This window comes from Lysinibacillus sp. RC79, from assembly GCF_041262405.1.
Taxonomy (GTDB): Bacteria; Bacillota; Bacilli; order Bacillales_A; family Planococcaceae; genus Lysinibacillus.
Genome location: NZ_JBGCCD010000003.1, coordinates 228871 through 253375, shown reverse-complemented (window position 1 = coordinate 253375; position 24505 = coordinate 228871). Strand labels below are relative to the sequence as shown.

Below are 24505 nucleotides of genomic sequence, written 5' to 3'. Positions count from 1 at the left end.
GCGTCCGATGAGCCGCTTCACTCGCGATGCTCGCTCCAGGGTCTCATCTGTGACGCTGATCCCCGAGGAGTCGCCCAGCCTCCACTCCAATCAACTTATATGCATGACATACGTTTTAGCAAAGTGCCATCTCTAAATTCCGATGATGAATCAATTTGTTAGATTTGCTGCCGCTACGCTTTCGCGCAAAAAACATCTGCAGGCCAAAGCACAAAGCCGTTTCCGGACGCAATTATGTCGAGGCATAATTGATCAGGTGTATTGATTAACCACTTTTATCTTCTCAAATTATTTAGAGTGCAACTGAATTAATTTGAGAAGAAATGTTGATTAGAAAACATTGTTTTGAGCAATTAAAGGGTTTTTTGTTGATATTTTTGCTTATAAGTGCCCATTTTTAGCAGATTGTAGTGAAGGGCTACTTGACTCCCGCGGGAAAGCGAGACAGACGAGACCCTGCACGAAGCGGAGCGGAGGAAGCGGCTCGACGCTCGCCCGCAGGAAGCCCTGCTCTGCGCGAAAGCGAAGCGTCAGCGACAAAGCAAGTAGCCCGTAACGGAAATCGGCTTCCCCCGATGAGTCGCCTGTTCTTCACTTTAATCAACTTCTAGACATGACATACATTTTAACAAATGTCATCTCTATGCTTTGCTAATGAGTTTTTTCTTATGTTTATCATAGCATTTTTTAGGTGAATATTAAAATATAGCTTCAATTGTGGTAGAATTAGCTTTTGCTCTATGTAATTTTTTACGTCAAAAATGACAGAGCTTATGTTATAATAATCCCAGTATGCAAAGAAAGGTGTGACGAACCTTGGTGCGTAGTATGACTGGTTTTGGCAGAGGTGTCACAACAACAAGAGACTTTCAATTAACCGTAGAAATGCGCTCGGTCAACCATCGATTTTTAGAAATTAATGCAAAATTCCCGAAAGAATGGCTTGAAGCAGAAATTTTTGCAAAGAAATTAATTTCGCAAGCTTTGTCACGTGGCAAAATTGATGTGATGGTTTATGTTAAAGATTTAGAGAACGTCGAGCAATCTATTGAAATTAATTGGTCATTAATTGAAGCGTATCGTAAGGCAAAAGAGCAATTAACAAGTAAAGTACCACTAGAAGAAAAATGGACAATGCAAGAGCTGCTATCGCTTGAACAAGCGCTTGTACAGGAAAAGCCACAGCTTACACCTGAGGATTTACTCGGTGCTGTTGAAAAGGCTATTACGCAAGCACTTGAACAGCTGATTCAAATGCGTGAGCGTGAAGGGCAAGAATTGCATGATGTTGTTGTACAATATAAAGAACAGTTAATGGAACAAGTGAACTACATTCGTTCATGCGCCTCTCTTGCTGTTGAAAAATATCGTACACGATTATTGGAACGAATTACTGAAGTAGCGGATGGAGCGTTGTTAGAAGATCGACTACTTGCTGAAGTAGCGATATTTGCAGAACGTGTGGACATCACCGAAGAATTGGACAGATTAGATAGTCACTTTAATCAACTGAAAGAAACATTACAAGAAACGATTTCGGTTGGCCGTAAATTAGACTTTTTAATGCAGGAAATACACCGCGAGATCAATACGATTGGTTCAAAAAATCAATCAACAGAGGCGGCCATTGCGGTAGTTCAGGCGAAAACAATTTTAGAAAAGATGCGCGAGCAAGTTCAAAATATCGAATAGCTTGCATGTATCTGTTATAAATTAAGGGAGATATAGAGAATAAATGATAAAAGAACGTGGATTATTAATTGTTCTGTCTGGCCCATCTGGTGTAGGTAAAGGGACAGTGCGAAAAGAATTATTTTCTCAGCCGAATACGAATTATGAGTATTCCATCTCGATGACAACACGAAATCCTCGCGAAGGTGAAGTAGATGGTGTAGACTATTTTTTCAAGACACGTGAAGAATTTGAAGCGTTGATTGAACAGGGTGGCTTATTGGAGCATGCTGAATTTGTAGGGAATTATTACGGAACACCGTTAGCCTATGTAAATGAAACACTTGATGCAGGACGTGATGTGTTTTTAGAAATCGAAGTGCAAGGTGCTGCACAAATCCGCGAAAAGGCACCAGATGCATTATTTATTTTCTTAGCCCCACCAAGCTTAACGGAATTAAAAGACCGTTTAGTTGGTCGAGGGACGGAAACAGCAGAGGTTATTGCAAAGCGAATTGCAACTGCAAGTGAAGAGCTCGAAATGATGAGCCTTTATGATTATGTAGTTGAAAATGATGAAGTGACAAATGCCTGTGATCGTATAAATGCGATTATTAAAGCCGAGCATTGTCGTAGAGAACGTGTTGAAAAAAGATATTTGTCAATGTTGAGAGGAGAATAAACCTATGTTATACCCATCAGTAGATGCATTAAAAAAAGAAATCGATTCAAAATACTCTTTAGTAAGTCTAGCATCTAAACGTGCTCGTCAAATGCAAGAGGAACAAGATACTGAACGCTTACACAAGTACGTTTCCTATAAATACGTAGGGAAAGCACTTGAAGAAGTAGCAGCAGGTGTACTTACGAAGGTATCACAGGATGAGTCAACTGTGTACGAAGACGAAATCTAACATTGGGGTAAATAAGCTTTTGCCAAATTAATGTTAAAGTCTGCAGTGGATTTTTGATTATACAGAATGCCGAAAGCTCCCGAGGAATTTTCCTTTGGGAGCTTATCATTTGAAAGGACGATTGTGCATGAATAAAAATATTTTACTTTGTGTTTCAGGTGGTATAGCGGTTTATAAGGCTGTCGCTCTAGTTAGCAAGCTATCTCAGGCAGGGGCAAATGTAAAGGTTATCATGACAGCATCAGCAAGACAGTTTGTGAATCCGCTGAGCTTTCAAGTTATGTCCAAAAATGATGTTTTTTTCGATACTTTTGATGAAAAGGATTCGAGTGTTATTGCCCATATTGATTTGGCGGATTGGGCAGATTTAATTTTAGTTGCACCAGCTACCGCAAATGTCATAGGGAAACTGGCGAATGGAATTGCAGACGATATGGTAACGACGACCTTGCTTGCAACAACTGCCCCTGTATGGCTTGCACCAGCGATGAATGTACATATGTATGACCATCCAGCGGTAAAACGAAATTTGGCTCAATTACAATCTGATGGCTATCAATTTATTGAGCCTTCAGAAGGTTTTTTGGCATGTGGCTATGTTGGTAAAGGTCGTTTAGAGGAGCCAGAAAAAATAACGGCGATCGTGCAAGAATTTTTTTCGGAGAAGGTTAAGCCATTAGCTGGTAAAACGGTAGTGGTTACAGCTGGAGCTTTTTATGTACCATTGGACGAGCACCATGTTATTAGTACACAGTCGAACAGTAAAATTGGTCAGGCAATAGCAAAAGAGGCAAAAACACTGGGGGCAAATGTAATCCTATTAGATGAGAAAGAAACGAGCGTGTATAAACTCTTTGAACAGCTTGAGGATTATAAAAAACAATATCCATCTGCATTTTTTATCCATGCAGCAAATACGCCTATAATTGAAGGGGCACCGATACTATCCGTAGAAGGAATGACCGCAATAACCTTTGGACAAAAGGTTATTGGTGAACCAATGTTAACAATTATGTCTGACACGTGGATTGATTTTAGTGACACAGCAGAAGTAAATGGTCAATGGTGGGATACGACAAATGCCATGCAGTTTGCGCAAGCATTTTGGACATATGTATTACAGGGTGAGAAGCAATGAGTTTGTTGATTGCAGAGGTAATAGTGGATGTTTCAACATACCATGTAGATCGTCCGTTTGACTATGAGGTGCCTACAGAATGGGCACATATTATAGAGATGGGCTGTCGTGTAAAAGTACCGTTTGGGCCGAGAAATGTTCTAGGCTTTGTGGTCGGATTAAAAAATGAAACAGATGTACCATCTAATAAATTAAAGTCTATTGCGCAAATTTTAGATATAGAGCCTGTATTGACCGAAGAAATGCTGTTAATGGCAAAGTGGCTGAAAAACGAAACGATTTGTTACGAAATTGATGCCTTACAGGTCATGCTCCCATCAGCACTTCGAGCGAAGTATGAAAAAATCATAACGCTACTAGAGGAGAAAGACGCTTTGCCAGATGAGGCGCAAGCTATTTTTGGTAAGCGACAACAGGCTAATTTCAAAGAATTCGAGCGTGCAGAATTACTTCCTTTATTAAAACAGCTTATCACTAATAAAATTGTAAAAATTGAAAATGTTGTGAAGCAGCAAGGGAATGTGAAAGAAATACGGATGGTCAAAATTTCAGATCATCAGCAAGATATCGATAAGGCAATGGAAGGTGCAGCGAGAGCAGCCAAGCAGCGCCAACTGATTGAATGGATGGGTAGACACCGTGGAGAGATCCTTTTGCCACAGAAAATTTATGAGGAAACAGGCACATCTACCGCGGTATTACAGTCAGTTATTGAAAAAGGAGCCGCTCATTTTATACAAGAAGAGGTATATCGAGATCCCTTTACGAAGGGGGTTTCCCGTACGCAATCTTTACAATTGACGGAAGAGCAGCACATAGCACTTAAGGCTATTAATGGGTCGATGGAAGAACAGACTGCGAAAACTTTTTTACTACACGGTGTCACGGGAAGTGGTAAAACTGAAATATATTTGCAAGCGATACAAAAGGTGTTAGATGAAGGTAAGGAAGCCATTATGCTAGTGCCTGAAATATCATTAACACCACAAATGACAGAGCGTTTTCGTAGTCGTTTTGGTGAGCTTGTTGCTGTCATGCATAGTGGCTTATCTGTCGGTGAAAAGTATGATGAATGGCGTAAAATTCAGCAAGGAAAGGTAAGCGTTGTTGTTGGGGCTCGTTCTGCGATTTTCGCACCTTTTACAAATTTAGGTCTCATTATTCTAGATGAAGAGCATGAATCAACTTACAAGCAAGAGGATTCACCGCGTTATCATGCTAGAGATGTAGCGATTTGGCGAAGTGAATTTTACAAATGTCCAGTTATATTAGGTAGTGCAACGCCTGCACTTGAATCATTTGCGAGAGCAAAGAAGGGCGTATATAGTTTGCTATCATTAAAGCGACGTGCTTTGCATCAACCGTTACCAACTGTTTTTATTGCCGATATGCGAGAAGAACTTCAAAAAGGGAATCGTTCTATGTTTTCGGAGCAACTTATTGATGCTATACGTGTAAGGCTTGAGAAAAAAGAGCAGATGGTGCTGTTTTTAAATCGTCGTGGCTATTCTTCTTTTGTGCTTTGTCGTGATTGTGGAACGGTTGTACAATGTCCGAACTGTGATATCTCGTTAACGTATCATCGAACAACAGAGAAATTAAAATGTCATTATTGTGGTTATGAGGAGCGTGTTCCTCAAATATGTCCACAATGCCAGAGTGAGCATATTCGTTATTTTGGTACGGGGACACAAAAAGTCGAGGAAGAAATTTATAAGCTATTTCCTGAGGCAAGGGTTCTCCGAATGGATGTTGATACTACAAAGCACAAAGGTGCACATGAAGAAATTTTACAGGCATTTGGGGAAGGACAGGCAGATATTTTGCTAGGGACGCAAATGATTGCCAAAGGTCTTGATTTCCCTAATATTACGCTTGTTGGTGTACTTAGTGCTGATACATCTCTGCATCTACCCGATTACCGTGCAGCGGAGCGTACATTTCAATTATTAACGCAGGTTAGTGGTAGGGCTGGACGTCATGAAAAGCATGGTGAGGTTATTATTCAATCGTATACGCCAGAACATTATGCAATTGAATTGGCCAAAATACAAGATTACGAGCCATTTTACGAACGTGAAATGTTTTTACGCCGCCGCTCTAGCTATCCACCGTATTATTATGTAGCACTTGTTCAAATATCCCATGAGGATGTCATGATGGCGGCAGAGTATGCTGGACGTGCAGCGGATTGGCTAAAGGAAAACTTATCAAACCGAGTAGCAATTATTGGACCAACAACTGCAAGTATTAGTCGTCTCCAAAATAGATATCGCTATCAATGTTTGATAAAATATAAAATTGAACCTAATCTCATTCCTGTATTACAGCGCCTTCTAGCGATGTATCGAGCGGAATGGATTAAACAAGGGATTTTAATGACGGTAGATTTAGATCCGTCAACTATATAAAATATTTCATCACCGAAAATTCGGGATGACATTTTGTTGAAACGTATGTCATGCGGAAATCAACCCTAAGTTATGGTGAAGAACCTATAGAATGCTGAAAGATCCACATTAAGTAAAAAGTTTAAATGAACTAGTTTAATTATGATATGGCGTTACACTGAGACAAAGTATAAGCCTTAAATATAGAAATGAGGAACATAAGATGGCAATTAAAAAAGTTGTAGAACATCCAGCAAAGGTACTAACAACGCCGTGTGCGGAAGTAAAAGAAATTAATGAGGAAATTATTACATTACTAGATGATTTATATGACACAATGGTTGAATACGATGGCGTTGGTATTGCAGCACCACAAATAAATGTAGGATTACGTGTTGCAATTGTCGAGCTTGGCGAGGAACGAGATATTTTAGAAATGATAAATCCGACTGTCATTAAAACAGATGGCGCTGAAGTAGATATTGAAGGATGCTTAAGCTTCCCGGGATTATACGGTGAGGTTGAACGACCTGACTATGTAAAAATTGAGGCATGTGACCGTGAAGGACGTGTATATGAGCTAGAAGCGGGAGGCTTTGATGCAAGAGCAATTATACATGAAATCGATCATTTAGATGGCGTGTTATTTGATTCTAAAATCAAACGCATTGTAACTGAAGAAGAGCTTGAAGCAATGTACGCTGAAGAGGAGGAATAATATGACTTCAATAATTTTTATGGGGACACCTGATTTCTCAGCGCCAATTTTGCGTATGCTACATCATGAAGGTTATGATATTAAAGCTGTAGTTACACAACCAGATCGTCCAGTTGGGCGTAAGCGTGTGCTAACACCACAACCCGTTAAGGTAGCAGCGATGGAGTTAGGTTTACCTGTTATTCAGCCTGAAAAGCTACGTGGTTCTGAGGAATTACAGCAAATTATTGATTTACAGCCGGACCTAATCGTAACAGCCGCTTTTGGACAAATCTTGCCGAAAGAATTGCTAGATGCACCACCGCTTGGTTGCATTAACGTCCATGCGTCACTTTTACCGAAGTATCGTGGTGGAGCACCTATTCACCAAGCAATTATTGATGGTGAAAAAGAGACTGGTGTAACGATCATGTATATGGAGCAAAAGCTAGATGCCGGTGATATTATATCTCAAAAGGCTATCCCAATTGAAGAGGAAGATCATACAGGTGGACTATTTGATAAGCTAAGTATTGTAGGCTCCGAATTATTAAAAGATACACTTCCTTCTATTATAAATGGAACAAATAACCGTACAGTGCAGGATGAAGCGCAAGTAACCTTTGCCAGCAATATTTCACGTGAACAAGAACGTATCGATTGGACAAAGGATGCTACAACTTTATACAATCAAGTGCGTGGTCTGCATCCATGGCCAGTTGCCTATACAACATTTGAAGATGGCAACTTTAAAATTTGGTGGGCACAGGTTGGAAACACAAAGCATGATACTGTTCCTGGTACAGTCGTTGCAATTTCAAAGGATCATTTTGAAGTTGCAGCAGGAGATGGGACAACACTTGCCCTGTATGATGTACAACCAGCTGGTAAAAAACGCATGACAGCAGAGGAATATTTGCGTGGTACAGGTTCTAAATTACAGATCGGGGACCAATTTAAATGAGTAAAAAAAGCGTAGTAATTTGGGATGGAAATGTGCGTGATGCTGCACTTTCTATTCTGTTAGCAGTGGATAAAAATCAAGCCTATAGTAATTTGCTTTTAAATGAAACGATAAAGCGCCATAAAATTGAAGCGAAGGATCGTGCGCTTTTAACAGAAATTACGTATGGCACTCTTCAATATAAAATGACACTTGACTACTATTTAGAGCCATTCATTCGTGGCTCAGTGGATCATTGGGTGCGCTGGCTTTTACGTTTATCTTTATATCAAATGCATTATTTAACGCGCATACCACCACATGCAGCGGTAAATGAAGCTGTAGAAATTGCCAAGCGTCGAGGTCACCAAGGGATTGCTTCAATGGTCAACGGTATTTTACGATCTATTTTACGTCAAGGTGTAGCTTCTACTGATGACATTAAAGATCCGATTGAGCGCCTTGCTATTGAAACGAGTCATCCCGAGTGGTTAGTGCAGCGCTTTGTCGATAACTACGGTATTGAAGTAGCAGCTGAAATGTTACATGAAAATAATGTACCTCCGGTGCAAACTGTACGTGTAAATACGACAAAAGGAAGCGTCGAGCAAGCGATTGCCAGCATAGAAGCGGAAGGTTTATCAGCGAAAAAAAGTGACCTGATGCCTGAATGCTTACATGTAACAAATGGTCAGCCGGCTCGAACAAAGGCATTCCAAGAAGGGCTTATTACAATTCAGGATGAAAGCTCCATGATTCCTGCAAATGTTTTGCATCCATCTCCTGGCATGCGTGTCTTAGATATGTGTGCAGCTCCAGGCGGAAAGACAACACATATAGCTGAGATTATGAAAAATGAAGGTTCGATTTTAGCGACCGACCTTCACCCTCATAAATTAGATTTAATCGACCATAATACGAATCGTCTAGGAATTGATATAGTAGAGACTGCTCCGGTTGACGGACGTAAGGCACCGGATTTTCTACAACTAGAATCATTCGACGCTATTTTAGTCGATGCGCCTTGTAGTGGTTTAGGTGTTATGCGCCGCAAGCCAGATATTAAATATACAAAACGTGAGGAAGATTTAGAAAACCTCCAAAAAATACAATTGGCGCTATTAGATGCTGCAACAAAAGTATTGAAAATAGATGGTAAGCTTGTGTACAGTACATGTACAGTCGATAAAAGAGAAAATGAAGGTACTGTAGAGGCCTTTTTAACAACGCATCCCGAAATGGAAGCTATACAACTAGAATCTTTACCAACAAAATTAGCGGAAAAGCAAGCAAATGGCATGCTTCAAGTCTTTCCACAAGACTTTAGCAGTGACGGTTTCTTCGTTGCCGCCTTTCGTAAAAAAGGAGGATCCAACTAATGGTGGATCAAGATAAATTTAATGAGCGTATAAGCGACTTAGTTGAAGAAGCAGAAGACAAGCCTGTTCAACGCGCAAAAAAAGAAAAACCAAATTTAAAGGAATCGGTATACTCATTACAGCCGAAACAATTAGAAAAATGGTTAACGGAAAATGGTGAAAAACCATTCCGTGCAGCACAAATTTTTGATTGGCTTTATAATAAACGTGTGAAAACATTTGATGAAATGTCTAACCTTTCAAAGGGATTACGTGAAAAACTTGAAGCAAGTTTTGCATTAACGACATTGTCAACAATTATTCAACAGGAATCAAAAGATGGTACTATCAAGTTTTTATTCCAATTACAAGATGGCTATTCGATTGAAACTGTATTAATGCGTCATGAATATGGGAACTCTGTTTGTGTAACGACACAAGTAGGCTGCCGAATTGGCTGTACGTTCTGTGCGTCAACTTTAGGTGGATTAAAACGTCACTTATTAGCAGGGGAAATCGTAGAGCAAGTTGTCAAAGTACAGCAAACTTTAGATGAAGTGGGCGAGCGTGTGTCACATATCGTCATTATGGGTATTGGAGAACCTTTCGATAATTATGATGCAATGATGAACTTCTTAAAAGTCATCAACCATGAAAAAGGGTTAAACATTGGTGCTCGTCACATCACTGTATCAACATCAGGGATTGTTCCAAAAATTTATCAATTTGCTGATGAACAACTACAAATCAACTTTGCAGTATCCTTACACGCACCAAACCAAGAGGCTCGTCAAAAACTAATGCCAATTGCTCGTGCTTATAAGTTGGATGAATTAATGGAAGCCGTTCGTTACTATACCCAAAAAACTGGGCGACGTGTTAGTTTTGAGTATGGTTTAATGTCTGGTGAAAATGATTCAGTTGAAATTGCAGAAGAATTATCTGCATTAATAAAAGGAATTAAATGCCACGTGAACTTAATTCCTGTAAACTACGTACCAGAACGTGATTATGTTCGTACATCCCGTAGTCAAATCTTTGCCTTTGAAAAAACATTAAAGAAAAATGGTATTAACGTAACTATCCGCCGAGAGCAAGGTTCTGATATTGCAGCTGCGTGTGGTCAATTACGTGCGCAAGAGAGATCTGAAGAGACGAGGTGACCAGTGTTGGAATACACAGTCGAAAGTGATATTGGGTTAAAACGAGCAATTAATGAAGACCGTGCTGCATTTTTTAAACGTCCAGACGGGCTTGCGCTAGCACTTGTAGCAGACGGCATGGGTGGTCATAATGCTGGCGATGTAGCGAGTGATATGGCAATGAAACAGATAGAATCCGTTTTTTTACAGGCAGAGGCACATCATTTTGCATCAACAACAACAAAAAAAGAGTGGTTATTACAAGCAGTCAAGCAACTGAATAAAAGTATATACGACTATTCTTTATCACACGAAGACTGTAAAGGAATGGGCACGACGTTTATTGCAGTGTTAATTGAAGAAAATCATTGCTATATCGCACATGTTGGTGATAGTCGTGTGTATTATTTCTTTGATGATGGTGCACAACAAATAACAAGAGATCACTCCTATGTAAATGTTCTGGTTGAAAATGGTGAAATTAGTGAAGAGGAAGCATTGACGCATCCGAAGAAAAATTTCATCTTAAAAGCTGTTGGTACAGAAGAAACAATTGAACCTGACTTTTATGAAGTTGATTTAGCATCAGAATCGTATTTACTCATTTGCTCTGACGGTTTAAGCAATAAACTTACAGTGTATGAAATGGCATCAATTATTACGTATCCAGATTCAATAGAAGAAAAAGGACGAAAACTTGTGGAATTAGCAAATGCAAGCGGGGGAGAAGACAATATCTCCCTCGTGCTACTCACAAGGCAAGATGAGGAGGTGTAAGTATGCTTGTAGGTAAACGAATTAGTGACCGCTATAAAATTATAGAGCTTATTGGTGGCGGTGGTATGTCCAATGTTTATTTAGCACATGACATGATTTTAAACCGCGATGTAGCGATCAAAATATTACGCTATGATTTTACCAATGAGGATGAATTGCATCGCCGTTTTCAACGTGAAGCACTTTCTGCTACAAGCCTTACACATCCAAATATCGTTAGTGTTTATGATGTAGGTGATGATGGTGATCTACATTATATTGTGATGGAGTATGTCCAAGGAAAAACATTAAAGCAGTACATACAGGAATTTGCACCGATTTCTCCAGCCAGAAGTGTGCATATTATGAAGCAGTTAACATCAGCAATTGCCAATGCTCATGAAAATCATATTATCCATCGTGACATTAAACCTCAAAATATTTTAATGGATGCTGAAGGCAATGTGAAAATAACTGATTTTGGCATAGCGATGACGCTTAGTGCAACGTCATTTACACAAACGAACTCCGTGCTTGGAACGGTGCATTATTTATCACCAGAACAGGCTCGTGGTGGTACGGCAACAAACAGATCTGATATTTATGCACTTGGCATTGTTTTATATGAATTATTAACTGGAGAATTGCCATTTTCAGGCGAGTCAGCAGTTTCGATAGCGCTTAAACATTTACAATCAGAGACACCGTCAGTTCGTGCATTCGATGCTACAATTCCACAAAGCGTGGAAAATGTTGTGCTAAAAGCTACAGCAAAAGATGCTGCTCATCGTTATTCAACTGTAGAAGAAATGCAAGCAGATTTAGAAACAATTTTATCGCCAAATCGTATCAATGAGCCGAAGTTTGTCATACCGGAAGATAATGATGTGACAAAGGCAATTCCGATTATAAGAGAGCCAGTTATACGTAAAGACGAAGATTTAACGAAGACAAGAGCAATCGAACCAATTGCACAATCAAAGCCAAAACCCGAGCCTAAGAAGGCTGTTGAAAAGACAGCACCTGTAAAGAAAAAGAAAAAATGGCCAATATATGTTGCCGGACTAGTAATATCGGCAATCGCCATTTTCCTATTCATTTTCTTTGCCACAGATGTATTTAGCCCGAAAAAGATACCTGTACCTAGTGTGGCTGATCTTACAATTAAGGAAGCTACTAAGAAATTAGTGGCTGAAGGCTTTGCTGTTGGTGAACATCAAGAGCGCTATGATGAGAATGTTGAAAAGGATAAGGTTATTGAAACAGATCCTGCGGAAGGTACAGAACGTGTAAAAGGTACGGAAATAGACTTAATCGTCAGTCTTGGAAAAGAAACGACGAAATTGGAAGATTATACTGGTCGACCATTTAGCCAAGTCGAAGCATTGATAAAGGACAAATTTGCCGATGTAAAAACTGAAAGTGTGCACTCACAAGAGCCTGAAGGTCACATTATTAAACAAGTACCAGAAGCAGGTCAAGACGTAATTGCTAAAGAGACAACTGTTATTTTTACGGTAAGCGCAGGTTTACAAATGGTTACCGTAGATAGTGTTGTGAATTACACGAAGGCTCAAATGGATGAGTATGTAAGTAGAAAAGGCTTAAAATGGAGTATTGCTCGTGAAGACTATAATGATACAGTAGCTGCTGGAAGTGTTATTTCTCAATTGACAAAATCTGGGACTCCGGTTGAAGCGGGATCTACAATAGCTGTTGTTATAAGTAAAGGACCTGCCGAAAAACCTGTAAAAACTAAGGTGAAAACTGTGGCTGTGAAAATACCATATGAACCAGCTGAGGAAGGTATGGAGCAAACCATTCGCATTTTAATTCAAGATAAAAACCATTCAATGCTAGAAACATTTAAGCAATTTACTATTACGGCTGATACAGAATACAAAATACAGCTTGTCATTGAAGAGGGTCAGGAAGCGGCCTATAAAATTATTCGTGATTCAGAAATTATTGATGAAGACAGATTCAACTACGATGATGTCAAATAAGGGGGAATTGGATGGCGCATGGCCAAATTCGTAAAGCATTAAGTGGTTATTACTATGTATATGATGGAGAACAACTAATACAATGTCGAGGACGTGGGGTATTTCGTAATCGCGGGGAATCCCCACTCGTTGGCGACAATGTAGAATATACTCTGGAAACAAAGGGATCAGACGGCACTATTCAAAAAATTATGGAACGCCAAAATGAATTAGTACGTCCTCCAATAGCCAATATTGATCAAGGTATTCTGGTCTTTTCTGTAAAAGAACCTAATTTTAATACAATTTTACTGGATCGTTTCTTAGTTGTTTTAGAGTCATTTCATGTTCATCCGATTATTTGTTTAACAAAGATGGATTTGCTAGAAGACCATGAACGTGAGGAATTACAAGGTTATATAGCAGATTATGAAAGTATGGGTTATACTGTGCTACAAACCTATAAGGATGAGGAAGAATTAGTTGAACGTCTACAACCTATTTTAAAGGAAAAAACTTCCGTGTTAGCAGGACAATCTGGAGTTGGGAAATCCACACTACTTAATACATTGATTCCAGATTTGAATTTAAAAACAGGAATTATATCACAAAGCTTAGGGCGTGGAAAACATACGACTCGCCATGTCGAATTAATCGAGGTATGTGATGGCTTATTAGCAGATACTCCAGGATTTAGTTCATTCGATTTTGATGAAATAGAAAAAGAAGAATTAGGCGCATGCTTCCCTGAAATGGCCCGTATTGCAGATGATTGTAAATTTAGAGGCTGTTTACACTTAAAGGAACCTAAATGTGCAGTAAAGGCAGCAGTAGAGGCGGGGGGAATTCGTGACTACCGTTATAAACATTACAAACAATTTATGCAAGAAATTATGGATCGAAAGCCGAGGTATTAATGATGATACAAATAGCACCATCAATTTTAGCAGCTAACTTTGCAAAATTAGGAGAAGAAGTAAAGGCAGTAGAAGAGGCCGGAGCACAGCTTATTCATATCGATGTTATGGATGGTCATTTTGTGCCAAATATTTCCTTTGGCTCTATCGTATTAGACGCCATTCGTCCTTTAACTGATTTACCGCTAGACGTTCATTTAATGATCGAAAATCCTGATCAATATATTGAACAATTCGCCAAAGCAGGAGCGGACTATATTACGGTGCATGTAGAAGCTTGCCGCCATTTACACCGTACGATTCAATTAATTCGCTCATATGGAGTTAAACCTGGTGTTGTATTAAATCCACATACACCAATAGAATCTATTCAACACATTTTAGAAGATATTGATATGGTGTTGTTCATGACAGTGAATCCAGGGTTTGGTGGACAAAAATTCATTCATTCTGTTGTGCCAAAAATTGAAGCATTAGCAACTATTATTAAAGAACGTAATCTAGATATTGCTATAGAGATCGACGGTGGTATTAATGCAGAGACAATTATTCCTTGTGCAAAAGCAGGAGCAACAATTTTTGTAGCTGGTTCCGCTATTTATAGTAAAGAAGATCGTTCCGCGGCCCTACAAGAAATTTTAGCCGCTGGTGAGGCAGCGATTCAAGGATGACAGTAGTCGTTGTTTGTGCAGGTGGACCAAGAGAGGAACTCTGTTCATTTAGTCCGTTTAAAGAGCAAAGTGATGTGTTATTTATCGGAGCAGACCGAGGAGCACTATACTTAATCGAACAAGGAATCACACCACATGCCATAGTAGGAGATTTTGACTCACTATCGCAAGAGGAATACGAGCTGGTGATGGCACATACAAATGATAGACAACGATTCCAAGAAGAAAAAGATGAAACAGACACGGACTTAGCGTTATTAAAAGCCTTGACCTATACACCGCTTGAAATTGTACTTACAGGTGTTACAGGTGGACGTTTAGATCATTATGAGGCAGCAGTTCGTTCGATTTATCGTTTACAAAAAGAGCATCCGCAGGTAGTATTGAAGATTATTAATCATGCAAATATGATGCAATTTTTAATGCCAGGCAAGCACATCATTGAAGCAGACGAGCAATATCGTTATTTGTCTTTCTTTGCACATGAAGAGCCGATTAAAGATGTGACATTAAGGCATGTAAAGTATGAAACAACAAATGAAGAAATCTCTCTCGGTACATCTCGCTTTACAAGTAATGAAATAATAGGCAATTCAGGGTCTATATTTTTCTCGCAAGGCATATGTTTAATGATAAGAAGCATAGATTAGCGTAAGGGGGAGAGAGTCCTGAAAGTATATACATTTCAACTACCGAAATTTGTAAGTAGTATTACGCGTACGTGTATCAACATTTTCAAAAAAGATAAGAAAGTAAAAAAATCCGACTAACACTAGTCGGATTTTTACTTTTTGGGAAATAAATGTATCTGCGAAATTAATGTAGCATGTAAAAAAATATGGTGCTTCAGCAAAGCGAGGGGTTGATTTCCGTTCCGACTGGGCGCTTTCCTGGGGGCGTCCGATGAGCCGCTTGGGCTAACACGATGTTGGTCACGAAGGCGTTATCACAGGACGTGATGCTTTTAGCCTTCGTTCCCCTATGTGCTCGCTCCAGGGTCTCATCTGTGACGCTGATCCCCAAGGAGTCGCCGAGTCTCCACTCCAATCAACAACTTCACATAGCATGCGACAGCAACAACAAATGGACAATCACATCACTGTTAGTAGTTACTCTGTTCAAATAAGGTGAGTAGCTATACCGTTCATTTTTGACATGCATAAAATTGATAAAAGATGAAGATTGTTAATTTCTGCAGATTGTTGTGCTGCTATATGTAATGAAAGCCGCTAGGAATTACTATGAGAAGTAATTTCTAGCGGCATAGTCATTTTATTATATAAATATTCACAAAGGCGGTTGGTAGTTTGCCTAGTTATTGAGACAGAAAAAAATCGATTTTGCGCCAAATGCGAAAATCGATTTTTTGGAAGCGACGATTAAACGCGCTCGATTTTACCTGATTTTAATGCACGAGTAGAAACCCATACACGTTTTGGTTTACCGTCTACTAAGATACGAACTTTTTGAAGGTTAGCACCCCAAGAACGTTTGCTAGCGTTCATAGCGTGGGAACGGTTGTTACCAGTACGAGCTTTACGCCCAGTGATTACACATTGTTTTGGCATGTTGTATTCCCTCCTTACTGTTAATGCTGAAAGATTATTATTTCAGTTCGGTATTTCACATACCATAATAATTTAACATACGATGACGTTCAGTGCAATAGTTTTCACATAACCTTTCAAGAAAAAAACCTTTACAGACTAAAAACACTTGTTAAATAATGGGTGATAATTCCTAGATGAAACAATTATTAGGAGAAATAATTGGAAGTTTCAATTTTATCCCGCCCGATTGGAGAAGGCTATAATCAGTAGGGGATAAAGAAAACCCACTTCCATCACGTTTTATTTTCCGCGGTAGCCAAGCTTCATTGAAACACGTTTACCAGTTTCCACTAAACGCTCTGTAAGGGTATTAATATGTTCTGCTGAAACGTTAAAGCTAACAAAACCTATACTTACTGCACCGACTACTTCATTGAAACCATTTAAAATAGAAACTGCAATGGAGGATGTTCCAGCTGTTCTTTCCCCATGACTAATGGCAAATCCTTGTAGTCTTATTTGCTCAAGCTGTGCCTCTAATTCAGCGATTTCTTCATGAGGAATAAGATGTTCAATAATTTCTCTTGCTTGAGAAAATGGAATTGTGGCTAATATTGCCTTATTTGCAGCCCCAATATGCATCGGTATACGAATACCTAACTGATCGTAAATACGAATTGGATTAGCTGCACTGTCTATTCTTTCGATAATAATTGTATCCAAACCAGCAGGCTTACTTAAATAGACACTTTCCTCGACTTCTCTTGCTAAACGCTCTAATTCTGGCCTAATTTTACTAATGTAGTCCATCGTATCATATACTTGTAAGCCAAGTTCCATCCATATTGTACCGAGTCGATATTGTTTAGTTTGATCGTCTTGTTCAATCATTCCTTCCTTAATCATCGCTTTTAAAATTCTATGTAATGTACTAAGTGGTAAATTGCATGTTGCCGAAAGCTCTGAAATGGACAAGCTGTTTTCGCTTGCAGAAGCTAAAACTTTTGCGATTGTCATTGCTCGTTCTAATAATTGCATGGATGTCCCACCTCTCCTTCATTTATTTTATTTTTAATTCTTGTCTACGTCTAGCTACATAATCGTGGATCTCTATTTCATTACGCTTCCTATCTTCAAAAAGAATGAATATAGAAATTTTTCTAAATATATTGACAGTATACCTTAAAACACATATATTTTTCATATAAACTTTCCTCTCGACGGAAACGTTTTCCACCACACGGAAAAGGGGTGAAGGGAATGCATTATTGTTCATCAATGTATGCACCTTTGAAACACGTAATAGTAAAACATCCAAAAGATGCTTTCCGAAGCCAAGAGCATCTTAGCGATGAATGGAAAACATTTAACTACTTATCAGAACCTAACTATAATGAGGCTCTGAAAGAATATGCTGAATTTATGAGCATTCTAGAAAAGTATGTTGAGAAAATTGATTTTTTACCAGAATCAGATGAAATAGGGTTGGATTCGCTGTATGCACATGATCCTGTAAAATTCATACCAAATGGTGCCATTATCTTGAAATCTGGCAAAAAATTAAGACAGCCAGAAGCAGCGGCTTATAAAGCCTTTTTAAAGGAAAAGGGTATTCCACTTATCGGAGAATTGACTGGAGAGGCTGAATCAGATGGTGGCGATATTGTTTGGCTTGATGATCATACACTTGTTGTAGGTCGAGGTTATCGAACGAATGATGAAGCTATTCGACAGCTAAAGGACATGACAAAGGATATTGTCGATGAATTCATTGTTGTACAGCTACCGCATGATTTAGGTGAAGCAGAATGTTTACACTTAATGTCCTTCATTAGTATGGTGGACAAGGATTTAGCGGTTGTACATTCACGATTAATGCCGGTATTTTTCCGTCAGCTTCTAATCGAACGAGGAATTCAATTAATCGAAGTACCGAAAGATGAGTATGATGCGCTAGGCTGTAACGTGTTAGCACTTGCACCCAGAGTATGTATTATTCCAAATGGAAATCCAATTACAAAGCAACAATTACTTAATGCAGGCGTAACGGTTTATGAATATGAAGGTAATGAAATTTCGATAAAAGGAACAGGTGGGCCAACATGTCTAACTTGCCCAGTAGTAAGAGGATAAAAGGAGATGAAGTAAAATGTTTAAAAATGTTATTGTAAAAAATCCAGGAAATAGCTATGTAAATGGTTTAACGACTAGTGATTTAGGAAAACCGATTTTAGAAGAATTATTTGAGCAGCATGAAAAATATATAGAAGCTTTAAAGAAATGTGGCGTAGAGGTTACACAGCTTCCAGCGAATGAAGCTTTCCCAGATTCAACATTCGTAGAGGATACAGCTGTTTTAACACCTAAATTTGCCATTATTTCAAATCCAGGTGCAGAAGCTCGTAATCGTGAGATTGAGGAAATCGAACCAGCTGTTAAACAGTTCTATGAAAAATTATACTATATCGAAGGTCCAGGAACTCTTGATGGTGGAGATGTATTGCAGGCAGAAAAGAAATTTTATGTCGGCATCTCTGATCGTACTAATGAAGAAGGAGCTCGACAATTTAAAGAAATCGTTGAAAAAGAAGGCTATGAGGCAACGATTATTCCGTTAAAGGAATTTTTCCATTTAAAAACTGGCATCGCATATGTTGGTGATAATCGTATGGTGCTAGCAGGAGAGTTCATCGATCATCCTGCATTCGAATCCTATGAAAAAATTATTATTCCAAAAGAGGATGAGTATTCAGCAAACTGTATTCAAGTAAATGATTATGTCATTATTCCAGCGGGCTATCCAGAAACAAATCGTAAATTAAATGATTTAGGCTACCAAACAATTGAGCTTGAAATGTCTGAATTTAGAAAACATGATGGTGGGCTAAGCTGCTTGTCTTTACGTTTTTAACTTCTTTCAGCGGGTGTAAAAACATCTGTACCTGTCGCTACGCTTTCGGTACAAAAAACATCCGCTGAAATAGAGGAACTCAGTCTAAGAACGCCACGTCCTGTGGCAATTTATCTGTGCGAAAGCGAAGCGACAGCAACACTGTTTTATCTGTGCGAAAGCGAAGCGACAGCAACAACACACGACTGAGTGACCAACATCATGTTGCTGCCGCTGCGTTAGCACTACGCTTTCGCACAAAAAACATCTGTTGGCCTGAAGCCTCCGGACGCAATTATGCCGAGGCATAATTGATTTCAATACCCAATCAATTTATCTCTTATAATTGATTGGGTACTTTAGTAGAAATGATATCAGAATATTCGATATATTTATAACAACTAGAGAGTGGGGATGGATGTTGAGTAAAGGGGAACAACGGCAAGATAATCAATTAAACCGTTCAATGAAGAGTCGTCATTTATTAATGCTATCGCTCGGTGGAGTTATTGGAACAGGACTATTTTTAAATGTTGGCTATACAATTAATCAAGCAGGTCCTGGAGGAGCATTAATTGGTTATATATTTGGTGGCTTAATATTGTACATGGTCATGAATTGTCTTGGAGAATTAGCTGTTTACATGCCTGTAACTGGTTCTTTCCAAACCTATGCAACACGTTTTATTAGTCCTTCGGCAGGATTTTCTTTAGGATGGATGTATTTTGTCGGGTCAGCTGCTACAGCGGGGGTAGAATTTACTGCAGCGGGAATTTTGATGCAACATTGGTTCCCTCAAGTCCCTATTTGGATATGGTGTGCCGTATTTATGGTGCTGTTATTTACTTTAAATGCATTGACAACTAGAGGATTTGCAGAAGCAGAATTTTGGTTTGCCAGCATTAAAGTCATTGCGGTGATTGCATTTATCGTTATAGGAGTTGCGGCAATCTTTGGATTGATTCCGCTAGCTGATCGTCCAACACCACATTTTACGAATTTAGCACCGTCTGGTTTATTCCCGGCAGGTATTGCGATTATATTTGTCACAATGATGAATGTTATCTTTTCCTATCAAGGTTCTGAACTTGTCGGTATTGCAGCAGGAGAAACTGAAAATCCAGAGAAAAATATTCCTCGGGCAATAAAGACAATTCTTTTTAGAATTATAGTTTTCTATATTGCTTCTATTATTGTTTTATCTGCCATATTCCCTTCATCGGAGCTTGGATTACTGGAAAGCCCATTTGTCACATTGATGAATTTAGCTGGCGTTCCATATGCTGCTGGCATTATGAACTTTGTAATTTTAACAGCGATATTATCAGTAGGTAACTCATGTTTATATGCTTCAACACGTTTATTATGGTCGATGTCAAAAGAGGGAATGGCTCCTAAATTATTTGGACGGCTAACGAAAAATAAAGTGCCATTAAATGCACTTATTTTCACGATGCTTTTCTCATTGCTTTCTTTATTAACGAGCGTGATGGAAGCAGATGCAGTATTTGTTTTACTCATGTCTATTGCAGGAATTTCTGTAACAATTTCATGGATGGGGATTTGCGCCTCTCAATTAATGTTCCGATATCGTTATGTGAAAGCAGGAGGAGATGTATCTGAATTAAAATTTAAAACACCATTTTATCCATTGATTCCAATGTTCTGTATTATTTTTTGCACGCTAATTCTGGTCTTTTTAGCATTCGATCCAACGCAAAGAGTTGGTTTACTATATGGTATTGGATTCTTTATCGCGTGCATGATTTTCTATAAATTAAAATTGAGTAAAACAAATACAGTTTCTTCTGAGTTTGAAATAAAAAATGAGGAATCACTTGATATACATTGATATGTATTCGGTGGTGAGAAGAGCGGATAAAGGAGAATTTTTATGAATGTTTATCTTTGGAATACACCTGAAAAGCTACGTGCATTATTATGTGAAATTGTCAGTTGGGAAAGTAGGACATTAACAAAAGGTGAACATGAATTTGCCTATAAATTAAAAAATAAATTGCAAACGCTTTCTTATTTTCAGAAAAACCCAGAATTTATTGAATTACATGATGCGGGCCTTGAACGCAATGCTGTGACTGCTTTATATAAGCACCCATCTGCAACAGAAACGATTGTGTTAATTAGTCATTTTGATACGGTCCATACTGAAGAATACGGTGAGCTGGAACCATTAGCCTTCTATCCTGAAGAGCTGACAAAAAAGCTAATGGAACCTAAATACAAAAAGGATTTACCTGAAGCGGCAAGAATTGATTTGGAATCAGGTAATTATTTATTTGGTCGTGGGACGATGGATATGAAAATGGGGCTTGCTTTGCATATGCAGTTGATTGAAAAAGCAAGTATCGAAGGATGGCCAATCAATCTTATTTTAACGGCTGTGCCAGATGAAGAAGTAAATTCTGCTGGCATGCGTGCAGCAGTTGTTGAGCTTGTCAGACTTCGTGAACAGCATGGACTCTCTTATAAACTATTTTTAAATAGTGAGCCTTCTTTTTCGCAAGGCCCAGCTGATACAAATGAATATATTTATTCAGGAACGATCGGTAAAATTATGCCGGCTTCCTTATTTTACGGAAAAGAGACACATGTGGGTGAGCCGTTAAAAGGAATGACAGCGAATTTTATTGCTTCATACATGACGCAGCATATGGAGTGGAATCCAATTTTCCGTGAAACAGATCTTGGTGAAAGTACACCATTACCAGTATCCTTACAATTAAAAGATTTGAAAATGGAGTATTCTACACAAACACCATATCGTGCAGCAGCCCTTTACAATGTGTTTTTATTAAAGCGCACAGCATCGGAAGTAATGGATATTTTTGAACAAGTGGCATTGGAAGCAATGTCAGCTTGCAATGAACAATATAAACGAATTTGTGAGCGAGAAAAGGTACGTGGCGTAGGTGAAGTAAAAGTACTTCGTTACGAGGCACTTTTAGAGCATGCGATCAATAAATTAGGCGCTGAGGAAGTAAATGTAATAAAAAGTCATGTTCTTGGAAATAGTGCATGGGATGATCGTGAGAAATCTATTCGCATCGTGGACCAGCTAATGATTCGTTGCCAGGAACTTACGCCAGCGACAGTGCTGTTATATGCACCACCTTACTATCCGGCGATTAATTCATCCGATCATCCGCTTGTCATTCAATCGATTGAATTAATGAAGAAAACAGCAAAAACATTTAATATTGAAGTGGAGCAAATTCACTATTTTAATGGTATTTGTGATTTGAGCTATGTCAATTATTCGGATGACTCAAACGAATGGACAGCATTCGAGCGCAACACACCGGTATGGGGAGACACGTATAGTATTCCATTTGAAGAAATGTCCGCATTACAGGGCCCTGTTTTAAACGTTGGACCTTTTGGCAAGGATGCCCATCAAAAGACGGAAAGACTACATGTGGATAGCGCATTTAAGGAAATGCCAGTGATGCTTGATACGCTGATTAAAAGCCTATTTTAAATTGATAATAGAAATGGATCTAAGTAAAGAAGCTGATGCTAAATGGTATCGGCTTTTTTGATGATTTGCTAAATAAGTGCAACAGTTACTTCTTAAAAGTCCAGTGCTATTTTCTAACCAAGACATTTTCTTGTCGATTAATATTAGCGTTAGTGTTTCTGTGAATTTTCTCTTGAGACATGATTAAAATTCATTTTCGTTAAGTTGCTATTGTGGGGATGACACTGTTTGATACTGTTTTTGGAAACATTGGTGCGAAACTTCTAAAAGCCGCAGATTCATAAGATGGTGAAATAACAACATTTATGATGGCTATAACGAAAACTACATAAAAATAGACAGACAAAATGCCTGTCCATTCTGTGTTTTAGGATAGGGAAATTATAACGCAAGTGATTATTCTTTTATTTCTGGTAAAGTATCAGCTCATTTGTTGAATACTACTAATCATTTCTATTAAGTCAGTGGTTGTTCCGAAACTATTGAATGAGCATTCAACTAAAGCATTTTATTGATAAATCCATTGTTTTTCTGATGTGCTGTTCAAATTGTATTCTGCACTTGTGATTTTTCCTGATGAATCTTCAGAAATAATACCAACCGTATCAAGATTTTTTTCTATTAAAATTAAAGTATTTGGTTTTCTCTCAATATTCTTATTGTAATACTCTGAGTAAATAATATTAGAAACTTTTTCATAATCTTCTGTACTATAAATCTCTTTTAAGATGCTATCTACATCTTCCAAATTGCTTATATAGTAAGAATCTAAATCAAGAGCCAACTGATTTTTCGCATTATTTAGTAGCTGTGTTTCATATGTGTGTAGCATTTCATCAGAATACTCTTCATGTGAAGTGGAATAATTAGAAGCACATCCACCAACCAAAAACAGGGGTATTATTATACAAGAAGTAGTAATAATTAATACCTTTCTCAAAGGTATTCCCCCCTTAGTTTACGGTAATTTTTCCATTTTGATCACAGTATATAGTCAATGTATGAGAGTTATTATAAACTGAATCCTTGTAAAGTGTAAAATAACCACTCATATACATGTAACTATTAGATATCCAGTTCCATCCAGATACAGCGGTACCTGACCATCCCTTAGCGTAATTTCCCATTCATGCTCGGTTCCCTGATTCTAAAACTCTCTTTCCATCATAATAAAATGTGACACTTAGAGAATATTCTGCAACTGTAGAGCCAGAAGACGTAAGGTAAAACCTTCCTGTTGCGGTTTTACTCTTATAAGATCCACGCGCATTTGGATTTGTTACATCCACTTCATCAATTTCATAATAGACCACTTCATCACTAGTTAGTACAATTTTCTGCAATCCTTCTGACTCATAAACTTCTGCATCCGTCTGTTCCTCAGCAAATACACTACTTGATACACTAAAGAAAATTGTTAGAGATAATACTATACTTAACATATTTTTAAGTTTTTTTATGTCTATCACTCCATTCTTATTGTCATAGTTTCTTTAATCCCGACAAAATACATAATTAGATTTGGCTCATCCGAATGTTTTAGTTTTATTCTCTAATAAGAAATATCCTTTGGTATAGAAGAAAAATGAAATAATGTATCATCCTTTGTCAGCCTTTACCACCCCCAAAAAAATAAATTATATATATAGTTTAATAAATCTACTGAATTTTCGCAATATTCGACAAAAAATAACAAGAATGATTTCTTTGCGTAGAACAATCCAAAATGTTTAGGTTTGTTGGATCTTCTTCTACTTCTGCTTTCCTGTAACTTGCGTACTAAATATATCGATCATTCTGAAGTCAATGAAGCAAAGAGCTATTGATTTTTTCGGTTGCTCCTACCATTGTTATGTTTGGTATCATCCGACTTGCTATCATGGCTTTGTATCGATATGCAATTGCTTTTATTATAAAATTGCTGATCTTCATGTTGACAAAATGAAAGGATTGTCGGCTGATGGCGTTTTTTAACTGCTTAAAA

General features: G+C 38.3%; 23 protein-coding genes. 19 read left to right on the top strand and 4 right to left on the bottom strand.

Features of this window, described 5'->3' with window-relative positions:
* Window positions 1–816 precede the first annotated feature (816 nt).
* The 15 genes from ABH968_RS04950 to spoVM all read left to right on the top strand — a co-directional run bounded on the left by ABH968_RS04950 (window position 817) and on the right by spoVM (window position 15352).
* Complete coding sequence (locus ABH968_RS04950; protein ID WP_370042916.1) at window positions 817–1692, top strand: YicC/YloC family endoribonuclease; 876 nt, start codon at window positions 817–819, stop codon at window positions 1690–1692.
* Between the two features lie 43 nt (window positions 1693–1735).
* Complete coding sequence (gene gmk, locus ABH968_RS04945) at window positions 1736–2353, top strand: guanylate kinase (protein ID WP_370042915.1); 618 nt, start codon at window positions 1736–1738, stop codon at window positions 2351–2353.
* A gap of 4 nt (window positions 2354–2357) precedes the next feature.
* Window positions 2358–2585: a DNA-directed RNA polymerase subunit omega gene (rpoZ, locus tag ABH968_RS04940; RefSeq protein ID WP_370042914.1), complete on the top strand. Its 228-nt coding sequence runs from the start codon at window positions 2358–2360 to the stop codon at window positions 2583–2585.
* A gap of 127 nt (window positions 2586–2712) precedes the next feature.
* Window positions 2713–3723 carry a bifunctional phosphopantothenoylcysteine decarboxylase/phosphopantothenate--cysteine ligase CoaBC gene (gene coaBC / locus ABH968_RS04935; RefSeq protein WP_370042913.1) on the top strand — a complete coding sequence of 337 codons (1011 nt, stop codon included), beginning with the start codon at window positions 2713–2715 and terminating at the stop codon, window positions 3721–3723.
* The gene (gene priA, locus ABH968_RS04930; protein ID WP_370042912.1) at window positions 3720–6134 is read left to right on the top strand and encodes a primosomal protein N'; all 2415 of its coding nucleotides are present in this window, start codon (window positions 3720–3722) and stop codon (window positions 6132–6134) included. Before coaBC ends, priA begins: the two co-directional genes overlap by 4 nt.
* 202 nt (window positions 6135–6336) lie before the next feature.
* Window positions 6337–6831 carry a peptide deformylase gene (gene def / locus ABH968_RS04925; RefSeq protein ID WP_370042911.1) on the top strand — a complete coding sequence of 165 codons (495 nt, stop codon included), beginning with the start codon at window positions 6337–6339 and terminating at the stop codon, window positions 6829–6831.
* A 1-nt stretch (window position 6832) separates the two neighbouring features.
* On the top strand, window positions 6833–7774 hold the full coding sequence (gene fmt, locus ABH968_RS04920) for a methionyl-tRNA formyltransferase (protein WP_370042910.1): 942 nt from the start codon (window positions 6833–6835) through the stop codon (window positions 7772–7774).
* On the top strand, window positions 7771–9132 hold the full coding sequence (gene rsmB, locus ABH968_RS04915) for a 16S rRNA (cytosine(967)-C(5))-methyltransferase RsmB (protein ID WP_370042909.1): 1362 nt from the start codon (window positions 7771–7773) through the stop codon (window positions 9130–9132). The genes fmt and rsmB overlap by 4 nt, the downstream gene beginning before the upstream one ends.
* Window positions 9132–10274 (top strand): dual-specificity RNA methyltransferase RlmN, encoded by a 1143-nt coding sequence (rlmN, locus tag ABH968_RS04910; protein WP_370042908.1) that lies wholly within the window; start codon window positions 9132–9134, stop codon window positions 10272–10274. Before rsmB ends, rlmN begins: the two co-directional genes overlap by 1 nt.
* Before the next feature lie 6 nt (window positions 10275–10280).
* Complete coding sequence (locus tag ABH968_RS04905) at window positions 10281–11030, top strand: Stp1/IreP family PP2C-type Ser/Thr phosphatase (RefSeq protein ID WP_053483343.1); 750 nt, start codon at window positions 10281–10283, stop codon at window positions 11028–11030.
* A 2-nt stretch (window positions 11031–11032) separates the two neighbouring features.
* Window positions 11033–13015, top strand: coding sequence for a Stk1 family PASTA domain-containing Ser/Thr kinase (gene pknB / locus ABH968_RS04900; protein ID WP_370042907.1), 1983 nt, complete (start codon window positions 11033–11035; stop codon window positions 13013–13015).
* Between the two features lie 11 nt (window positions 13016–13026).
* Window positions 13027–13911: a ribosome small subunit-dependent GTPase A gene (gene rsgA / locus ABH968_RS04895; protein ID WP_370042906.1), complete on the top strand. Its 885-nt coding sequence runs from the start codon at window positions 13027–13029 to the stop codon at window positions 13909–13911.
* A gap of 2 nt (window positions 13912–13913) precedes the next feature.
* Window positions 13914–14582 (top strand): ribulose-phosphate 3-epimerase, encoded by a 669-nt coding sequence (gene rpe / locus ABH968_RS04890; protein ID WP_370042926.1) that lies wholly within the window; start codon window positions 13914–13916, stop codon window positions 14580–14582.
* The gene (locus tag ABH968_RS04885; RefSeq protein ID WP_370042905.1) at window positions 14579–15232 is read left to right on the top strand and encodes a thiamine diphosphokinase; all 654 of its coding nucleotides are present in this window, start codon (window positions 14579–14581) and stop codon (window positions 15230–15232) included. The genes rpe and ABH968_RS04885 overlap by 4 nt, the downstream gene beginning before the upstream one ends.
* Window positions 15233–15250: 18 nt before the next feature.
* Window positions 15251–15352 carry a stage V sporulation protein SpoVM gene (spoVM, locus tag ABH968_RS04880; protein ID WP_139376952.1) on the top strand — a complete coding sequence of 34 codons (102 nt, stop codon included), beginning with the start codon at window positions 15251–15253 and terminating at the stop codon, window positions 15350–15352.
* Window positions 15353–15961: 609 nt separating this feature from the next.
* Here spoVM and rpmB read toward each other — a convergent pair.
* On the bottom strand, window positions 15962–16150 hold the full coding sequence (rpmB, locus tag ABH968_RS04875; protein WP_370042904.1) for a 50S ribosomal protein L28: 189 nt from the start codon (window positions 16148–16150) through the stop codon (window positions 15962–15964).
* Between the two features lie 282 nt (window positions 16151–16432).
* Window positions 16433–17170: an IclR family transcriptional regulator gene (locus tag ABH968_RS04870; protein ID WP_370042903.1), complete on the bottom strand. Its 738-nt coding sequence runs from the start codon at window positions 17168–17170 to the stop codon at window positions 16433–16435.
* Between the two features lie 222 nt (window positions 17171–17392).
* Here ABH968_RS04870 and ABH968_RS04865 point away from each other — a divergent pair, with 222 nt between their 5' ends.
* The 4 genes from ABH968_RS04865 (at window position 17393) to ABH968_RS04850 (ending at window position 22521) form a co-directional block, all read left to right on the top strand.
* Window positions 17393–18265 carry a dimethylarginine dimethylaminohydrolase family protein gene (locus ABH968_RS04865; protein ID WP_370042902.1) on the top strand — a complete coding sequence of 291 codons (873 nt, stop codon included), beginning with the start codon at window positions 17393–17395 and terminating at the stop codon, window positions 18263–18265.
* 16 nt (window positions 18266–18281) lie between these two features.
* Complete coding sequence (locus tag ABH968_RS04860; RefSeq protein WP_370042901.1) at window positions 18282–19043, top strand: dimethylarginine dimethylaminohydrolase family protein; 762 nt, start codon at window positions 18282–18284, stop codon at window positions 19041–19043.
* 397 nt (window positions 19044–19440) lie between these two features.
* The gene (locus tag ABH968_RS04855; RefSeq protein WP_370042900.1) at window positions 19441–20874 is read left to right on the top strand and encodes an amino acid permease; all 1434 of its coding nucleotides are present in this window, start codon (window positions 19441–19443) and stop codon (window positions 20872–20874) included.
* A gap of 42 nt (window positions 20875–20916) precedes the next feature.
* The gene (locus ABH968_RS04850; protein WP_370042899.1) at window positions 20917–22521 is read left to right on the top strand and encodes a M20/M25/M40 family metallo-hydrolase; all 1605 of its coding nucleotides are present in this window, start codon (window positions 20917–20919) and stop codon (window positions 22519–22521) included.
* Window positions 22522–23029: 508 nt separating this feature from the next.
* Here the strand turns inward: ABH968_RS04850 and ABH968_RS04845 are convergent.
* On the bottom strand, window positions 23030–23461 hold the full coding sequence (locus ABH968_RS04845; RefSeq protein ID WP_370042898.1) for a hypothetical protein: 432 nt from the start codon (window positions 23459–23461) through the stop codon (window positions 23030–23032).
* Between the two features lie 187 nt (window positions 23462–23648).
* Window positions 23649–23963: a hypothetical protein gene (locus ABH968_RS04840; protein ID WP_370042897.1), complete on the bottom strand. Its 315-nt coding sequence runs from the start codon at window positions 23961–23963 to the stop codon at window positions 23649–23651.
* Window positions 23964–24505 lie beyond the last annotated feature (542 nt).